This is a genomic window from Stenotrophomonas sp. STEN056, assembly GCF_056759635.1.
Window position 1 is genome coordinate 74,306 of record NZ_JBRRDL010000018.1, and the last position, 7,817, is coordinate 82,122.

General features: G+C 55.3%; 5 protein-coding genes. 3 read left to right on the forward strand and 2 right to left on the reverse strand.

Annotation, left to right across the window (positions count from 1 at the left end; all coding sequences use genetic code 11):
- The first annotated feature begins 7 nt into the window (after window positions 1-7).
- The 3 genes from ACVOLO_RS11215 to ACVOLO_RS11225 all read left to right on the forward strand — a co-directional run bounded on the left by ACVOLO_RS11215 (window position 8) and on the right by ACVOLO_RS11225 (window position 5,617).
- The gene (locus ACVOLO_RS11215; RefSeq protein ID WP_481570363.1) at window positions 8-1,159 is read left to right on the forward strand and encodes a cysteine desulfurase family protein; all 1,152 of its coding nucleotides are present in this window, start codon (window positions 8-10) and stop codon (window positions 1,157-1,159) included.
- A 172-nt stretch (window positions 1,160-1,331) separates the two neighbouring features.
- Window positions 1,332-3,713, forward strand: coding sequence for a sensor histidine kinase (locus ACVOLO_RS11220; protein WP_481570365.1), 2,382 nt, complete (start codon window positions 1,332-1,334; stop codon window positions 3,711-3,713).
- A 2-nt stretch (window positions 3,714-3,715) separates the two neighbouring features.
- Window positions 3,716-5,617 (forward strand): hypothetical protein, encoded by a 1,902-nt coding sequence (locus tag ACVOLO_RS11225; protein ID WP_481570366.1) that lies wholly within the window; start codon window positions 3,716-3,718, stop codon window positions 5,615-5,617.
- Between the two features lie 522 nt (window positions 5,618-6,139).
- Here ACVOLO_RS11225 and ACVOLO_RS11230 read toward each other — a convergent pair.
- Complete coding sequence (locus tag ACVOLO_RS11230; RefSeq protein ID WP_481570368.1) at window positions 6,140-6,421, reverse strand: BPSL0761 family protein; 282 nt, start codon at window positions 6,419-6,421, stop codon at window positions 6,140-6,142.
- A gap of 425 nt (window positions 6,422-6,846) precedes the next feature.
- A complete protein-coding gene (locus ACVOLO_RS11235) occupies window positions 6,847-7,689 on the reverse strand; it encodes a class I SAM-dependent methyltransferase (RefSeq protein WP_481570369.1) in 843 nt (280 codons plus the stop codon).
- Window positions 7,690-7,817 lie beyond the last annotated feature (128 nt).

Below are 7,817 nucleotides of genomic sequence, written 5' to 3' on the forward strand. Positions count from 1 at the left end.
CCGAGTAATGTCACCGACGCCCATCTATGCTGACTTCGCGTCTTCAGCTCCCCCGCTTCCAGAAGTAGTGGATGCAATGCTGGAGTGGCTTGGGCCTAGGCATGCCAATCCTCACGCCATCCACTTGCATGGGCACCAGGCAGCACGAGCAATTGAGGGCGCGAGAATACAAATAGCAGAGCTCATTGATGCAGACCCGGCTGGGGTGATCTTTACCTCAGGTGCGACTGAGTCCAACAATTTGGCTATAAAAGGACTGGCCGGGTATGGCTTGAATCAAGTCTTCTTTAGTTCACTTGATCACAGCTCGATCATAGAGTCGTCCATGGCATTGCAGCGTCACAGTGGTTGTGCTGTGCACGAGATCGCGCATGATGTGGCGGGCTTAGTAGACGTTGCGCTTCTCGCCAATGCGCTGCGCAGTACGGAGCCACGGCGATGTCTTATTGCCATAGCGCACGGCAACAACGAGATCGGCGCTGTTCAGCCGCTGGATGAGATATCTACTACTGTCCGGGCCGGCAACCACTTTCTGCACGTTGATGCATCGCAGACCGCTGCTCACATGCGCATCTCCGCGCAGGATATTCGACCGAGCTCGTTGAGCTTATCGGCGCACAAGCTCTATGGCCCTGGTGGTATCGGGGCTCTGTGGGTTGATCCGGATCTTCACCATAGGCTCGTTCCTCAGATACACGGTGGTGGCCAGCAAGGGGGTATCCGTTCAGGCACTGTCCCCACCTATTTGGCAGTGGGGTTTGGCGTGGCCGCAGATGCAGCACGTAGGGCAATGGTTGAGAACGTGTCACATCTAGCGTCCCTCACCACCCAGCTGATAGATGAACTCCATGAGCGGGGGCTGCAGCCGAGTTTCATTGGCCCCATCTCAGGGCGTCTGCCGGGTCATCTAAGTCTCCGGTTTCCTGGGGTGGATGCTCTCGACCTGTTGAATCGATTGTTGCCTAAGCTCTCCATCTCAACTGGATCAGCCTGCTCAGCGGGCGAACTCAGGGCGTCGAGAGTCCTGAGGTCGCTGGGTTTGACCGAAGAGGAGGCCAGCGAGGGTCTGCGCATTAGCCTTGGCCGAACCTCGACCCCTCAAGAAATCTCTTTGATTGCCGAATATGTATCTGATGTAGTTAAGGATTTGGCTATCTAGTGTTGCCGCGGCGATAGATCGCCGATTGAAAGATAGAATGACGCGGTACGGAGGTGGCGCTGCGGGTGTCGTGAAGAGCAGTATCTCATACGCTTGTCGTAGCATTTTGGTGTGGCCTTTCGATTTGCCAGCGTAGGCGGAACACATGGATTTGCGTCTAAAGGGAAGGTAGATGTTCAAGATTTCTGCGAGAACCGTACTCGAGCTCGGGTCCGAGTTAATTAGTTCAGACATTATTGCATTCTATGAGTTGATCAAGAATGCGCTGGATGCCGGATCACGCACTGGTGCAGACGTGCACTTCAGTATTGTCCAACGAAAGAACGCGTATCTACGCATTCGAGAGCAAGCGGAACGGATGCTTGGCTCAAGCGGGTCGCTCAAGGAAGGCATTGAGCTCCTTCTTGTCGAGGTGGAATCGTCTCTTGAGGGGAGTGCGGGGAGAGAACGCCTAGATGCATACATGGATGCCCTTCGTGGTGCGACCACCATTGAGGGCTTCTTGGATGATCTTGAGCAGGCATACCGTACCCAGAACACGATCATGGTGTCCGATACCGGCAGTGGCATGTCTCTCGCCGACCTGAGCGCCAACTTCCTCACTATCGGCACTGCTTCCCGCAAGAAGGCTGTGGACGACGCGGTAGAGAAGAAGCGCGAGAAATCCCCCTACCTTGGGGAGAAGGGAATTGGACGACTTTCCGCCATGAGATTAGGGGAGACCCTCACAGTTCACACGGCGCGCCAGGAAGATACCAAGTTGAATCGCCTCGATGTTGATTGGCGTGCATTTGGCGTGATTGACGCGATGATCGAGGATATCCACGTCGATCCGTACAAGACGAATGAGGACAAAAAGTCTCCTCAGTGGAGCGGGACCACGCTAACCATTGGTGACATCTCCGAGGACTGGACCGAGAAGCGGCTCATGGAGATGGCCCAATATGACTTCGCTCGATTGACTGATCCATTCGCTGATCCCAAGGGACGCCCCCGTGTGGCTCTTCACTGGAATGGAGTCAGGATCGAAATTCCATGGATGAGCAGGCAGCTGATTGACGCGCATCATGCCTCGTTCAGTGGAAAATTCTATGCGACTGCGAGCGGGCCTGAGCTTGTGGTGGACTTGGTCGCCAAGAATTTGGGCTATGAACACCCCATTGAGAGAGACTCCGTGTGTCTTACGCTCCCTGATCTAGAGAGCCTGCTGGGCCAAACTATTCCGTCATTCGCGCTGGAGAACCTCGGTCCCTTCGAGTTCGAAGCGTACTGGTACAACAGACGGTATCTAACTGGCATTGATACCATCGGAAATCAGAAAGAAGTGAGGGAGTTACAGCGGAAGTGGTCCGGCATCATGCTGTTCCGTGACGGCTTCCGAGTGTTTCCTTACGGTGACGACGAGGATGACTGGCTCGGACTTGATCGAAGGGCGCTCGGACGTTCCGGTTACGTGCTGAACAAGGCTCAGTTTGTTGGCAGGGTTAAGATTTCGCGGTCTGCGAACCCAGGGCTTCTCGATCAGACAAATAGAGAAGGTCTGCGTGCTAGTCCGGAGCAGGCAGCGTTCATCGGGCTGCTCCAGCATATTGTCCGCGACATGCTGTGGGACTTCTTCCGTGAGGTCGACAGCAAGTACAGAAAGAATCCGGTGAACTTGGGTGACGTCAAGGCTGAGATCAAGGGCCTTGAAGCTCGGGCAAACAGTGCGCTCTCGCGAGTCAAGAAGCTTGTTCCAAAGGACGAGCAGGATGTCTTTGATGAGCTGAGCCACGCCTTCGTGGAGTTCAAGGAGCTCACGGCTCGTGCTCAGGAACGTGCTGAGCAAGTCGAGAATGACAGCAAGCAGATGCTTCAGATGGCGGGCGTCGGCCTAATGGTCGAGGTAATCGCTCATGAGCTTGCCCGCGCTTCGGAAGGAGCGCTATCCGCACTTGATGGACTACGAGGTAAGGATCTTCCCCAGGACGTACAGTCAAGGCTTAAGAATCTTCGCGCTGAAATGAAGAGCGTATCCAAGCGCCTTCGCGTTCTCGATGATATGAGCGTTTCCGGACGCCAGCGATCTGAGGCATTCGATCTGGTGGCGTTACTGAGGGATTTAAAGGAAGGACACTCCGCACAGTTGCAGCGGCATCGTGTTCGGATGGAGCTGGACGTTCCGGACGATCCCGTGCGTGTGAAGCTGGTGAAAGGGATGCTGATTCAGATTTTGGAGAATCTGGTATCGAACTCCATGCACTGGCTGCAGATGAAAGCCGTGAGAGAGCCGAGCTTTACCCCTGAGATCAAGATCAGTTTGGATCCGACTACTCTGGAGATCGAATACAGCGATAACGGCCCAGGGATCGCGCCGGATCATCGGGAGAAGGTGTTCAGGCCCTTCTGGTCGCTTAAAGAGAAGTCAAAACGGCGCGGTCTTGGTCTCTTTATTGCTCGCGAGAACGCGAACTATCTGGAGGGTACCTTAGAGCTTGCAGGCAACGGGAGCGAGAGGACCGGAAGATTGAGTACGTTCGTTTTGACGCTGCCTGAGGGGAGTAAGGTTAAGTGAGCATGGAAGAGCTGCTTAAAGAGATGAATGTGCATACTGCAGCGATCATCGATGATGTTTACGATGAGGTTCCGTTGGCAGAGGACATTGCTGAGAACGAGGGGTGGCCGAGCTTCATCGATGACCTGGCCAGTGAGGCTGACCTGATTAGGGGAGTGTTTCCTGGATATGATGGACTCAGTGCTGAGCAGCTAAAGGATTCTGATGAATTCGTCAGTGCTGTTTGGGGGCTGAGGGGAAAGCTGTCTGATCAGCTCTGGGACCTGCTCTTCGACGATTACGTAAGGGCCTCGGAGACGGACCGGAATTTTCTTGTCCAACTGGAGTCCCGTCTTAAGGATCTTGGCGTCGAGTCGAAGCCTGCGGGCCGTAAGGCGGTAGGAAAGGTCGGGCGTGAGGATGTAATTTTCATAGACCTGTTCCTTGGCGCGGCTCAGCGCAGGTCTGACATGCGCAGATCAGTCAGCATGATCAGGGAGCTGCTGAGTGCGCGTCCTATGTCTCCACCACTGGTAATTCTTATGTCCAGCAGTAACGTGTTGGAGGCTCACAAGACTTCTTTTCGGGACGATGCCGGCCTGATTGGAGCGATGTTCAGAGTGCATAGCAAGCACGATCTTTTAGCTCCTGGGGGCATCGAGCGCGTTCTTGAGCGGCTGGCTACTAGCAAGCAGGATGCTACTCGTGTGGCAAGCTTTATCCATCGTCTAGATGAAGGTATTGACAAGGCAAAAGTCGAATTCTTGCGTACAGTGCGGCGCTTGGATCTTCCCGACTATGTCCATATCCGAGAGCTCCTGCTGAGCAGAGAAGGTCAGCCAATAGGAAGCTACATGCTCGACGTATTTGATCGAGTGCTGCAGTACGAGATCGAAGCTGATGCAGAGACGATTGCTGCAGCAAAAGAGCTCAATAAGATAGATGGAAGCCGATATCCGTTGGTACACGTTTCCGGTACATCTGATACTCAGGATCTTGTCGTGAGAACGATTTGGCAGAATCCGGCGAGATTGAATGTCCCATCTACGGTGACCGGCATACCTGTGAGCTTTGGTGATCTCCTTCTTAAGAGATCTCTTCTGGACGACAAAGACTACAGCGCGGAGAGCTTTGAGGCTCTTCTAGTAGTTACACCATCCTGCGACCTGATGCGGAAAGATGGCGCGCGCACAGTGCTTCACATGACCGGGGCGTTGAGAAAGCTGACCCACAAAGATTGGACTTATGGTGAGGCAAAGGCTCGGACGCCCATTCTTATCCTCCCCGGAGGCGAGAGGATGTGGATCAAGTGGGATTTGAAGTATCCACAGACATTCACCTTGCAGCAGCTGACCAGTATGCTCGATGAGGGCGCAGGAACGCACCGAATAGCGATGAGGGTTAGGGAGGGCCAAGCGCTTGAGTTGCAGCAGCAGATGCTGGCTGATCTTGGTCGGGTAGGTGTGATGGCGAAGATGCCGGCTACGTTCCCGGTCCGAGTCAAGGTTTCGTATTTCGATTCAAACAACGAGTGCTGCGAATTCAAACTGCCACTCCTGGATGAGAAGGGGGCAGTTTGCTATTCGGGTCAAGATGACAAGGGCAATTCTCATACCAAGCTTGTGCTTAGCGAAGAGGCTGTGGACGAGATTCTTGCTGCCATTAGAGGAATAACACCTGAGCTAATCTTCGCTCGTGCCCAGGCATCTCTGGCCGTATTGCAGGGTGTAACAAATCTGGCTGCTCAGCTCGAGTCCGGGCTTAAGCTTAAAGACGGGACTTCTATCCTCTCGGCTACCTACGAAAAGGATGGCGTGGTCCATGAGCACGCGGTCGGCTCCATCTCCAGAAATCTGGAGAACATACAGCCGAACCCAAAGTACGCGATCTACTTCCAAGTTCTAGACATCGCAAGAGATGACTAAGGGCTGCAAGCGGCTCTCGGACCAGTTCGTAGCTAAAATAGCTTGTCCTGCAGTGTGGTATGCAATGCTCCTTCTCTAACTGGGAAGGGGCTGCTTAGTTACCTTCGAGGAGGGCGAGTACGGACTTCCAAGCCACTCAGGCAAGAACGGCGTCCGCCAAAGGCGATTGATGTGCCGCCTGGTATGTATGTTTGGGCCAGAGGGTCAGTGGCGAATGCGGGTGGAAACGATTACGCCTTCAGCATTCAAGAGGACGACGTCTTGCTTAGTCTTAGTTGAGAATATTATGAATAGGGCGCGAGAACGATACGGCATTTACTAACGTATCCGTAGGATCCGGCGGAGGCTTCTCGGATACTGTTGCAAGCGGGAAAAGCCCGATTTTCGTTCGCATAGACCGTCCGCTTGGGGCAAAGCGTTACCAACCTAACGATGATGCACGTCGATAGGCGATTCACCGTAGTAAAGATTCAGAGAACAAGGTGGTCATTGGAATAGCGGGAAAACTCAACAGGTGGCTTTCTAATCATCTGGCCAGTTGAGTTTGGTGGAATGCCTGAGAGGGATGAAGTCCGCGCTGCTCGTCTCCAATAGGGCATCTTGCGGTCGAGCTATCGGTATGCTGAAAGGGGATTGGCCTGAAGAAGCAGCCATCCATGACACGTCTTCAATAGTAGGGAAGTGTCTTGCGATAACGACCGCCCTGCGCCTAAGAGGCAGGGGAAGGCTCCCATCTTGCGCAATGTCGACAAGAAGGCTTCCAGCCCAAAGGAGAGCTCGAGTTCTTTCATCTGGCATGGTCATCACGGGACTCCATCGAAAGGATCGAGCTGATGGTTGATCTTTCTGGTCGCATAGATTGCGACGCAATGGTGTCCGGTTAGGACTAAGAGAACGTAGCTACGCGATGCCAACGAGGAATCCTACTGGCGAGAGCCAGTCAGTCTGATGACACTAGGTATTTACAAGGTAAGTGGTTGATTCAATGGGGTAAGCCGGGCTGGTCAAATTATGCTTTCTATGGATGGCCAGACTATGTTTTCACGCACAAACTGGAAAGGCACCGCAATGCGGTGCCTTTGTCGTTTGGTGCCGATCTGGTGCCTATATTCAGTGCGCGTCCAAGCGTGCACCTTGGATTGGTTCCAGCGGGCGCTGCGGCAAGTACAGCGGTTGTCGCGGAACGGCTTGGGTTGCCGCTGATGTGCGAACCGTCCTGGGCCGGTTGCTTACCTGCGGGTGGCCAGTACGCCATCGAGCGCAAGCTCGGCTTTGAAACCGGCTTTCTGCAGGCGCGTGGCGACTTCACGCGGCACGTCGCGGCCGCTGGTGAGTTTGTTGGGGCTGCCGGTGTAGTGGAACAAACGCCCGCCTTTGCGCAGCACGCGCGCAAGGTGGTCGTAGAACACCTGCGAGTACAGTTCGCCGGCGATGCCAAAGCGCGGTGGGTCGTGCAGCACGGCGTCCATCGAGGCATCGGCGATGTGTTCGATCTCCCGGGAAACATCGCCTTGCTTCAAGTGCAGGCGGCCTCGCGCGTAATCGGCATCCGGATCCGGCGACCATGGGTTGAGCGTGCGCAGCCACAGTACCTCGCTGCTTTTCTCGAACGAATGCATGCCGGCGACGCCGTCGTCCAGGCAACAGGCAGCGAAGTAACCCATGCCGCCGCAGGTATCGAGCACTTGTTTGCCGCGCGGTGCGACCAGCGCGACCTTGCTGCGGGCATCGTCCATCGGTGACAGCTTCGCGCTGACCAGCATCTTGATGCCGTCGATCTCGAAGGTGGGCACGCCCCAGTCGGTAGGCACCAGCTTGTACAGGCCGCTGCCAAAACGCGAGGCAGCGCTGAAGTCTTCGCCATCCCAGTAATGGATCGTGCGGTCCTTGAGCTTGCCCGGCCATGGGTAGTGCTGACCACGCCATTGCCAACCGTCGTTGTCGAGGGTGACGCTGTCCTGGCTGCGGCCCAGGTCGAGCGAGGCGGTGGTCTGGCCCGCGCCCTTCTTCAATGCGGCCTGTAGTTGGTCGAGCAGGGGGCGGGTGAGCAGGGGGCCGGTGTAGTGGGGCATGCGGGGATTGCGGTGATGCGGGAAGGGAATGCTAACGCAGGGTGGGGGGAGCGCTCGAAAAGGCACCCCTCCCCAGCCCTCCCCTTGCCTGCGGCAAAGGGAGGGGCAACAGGCGGCATGCTTGATAC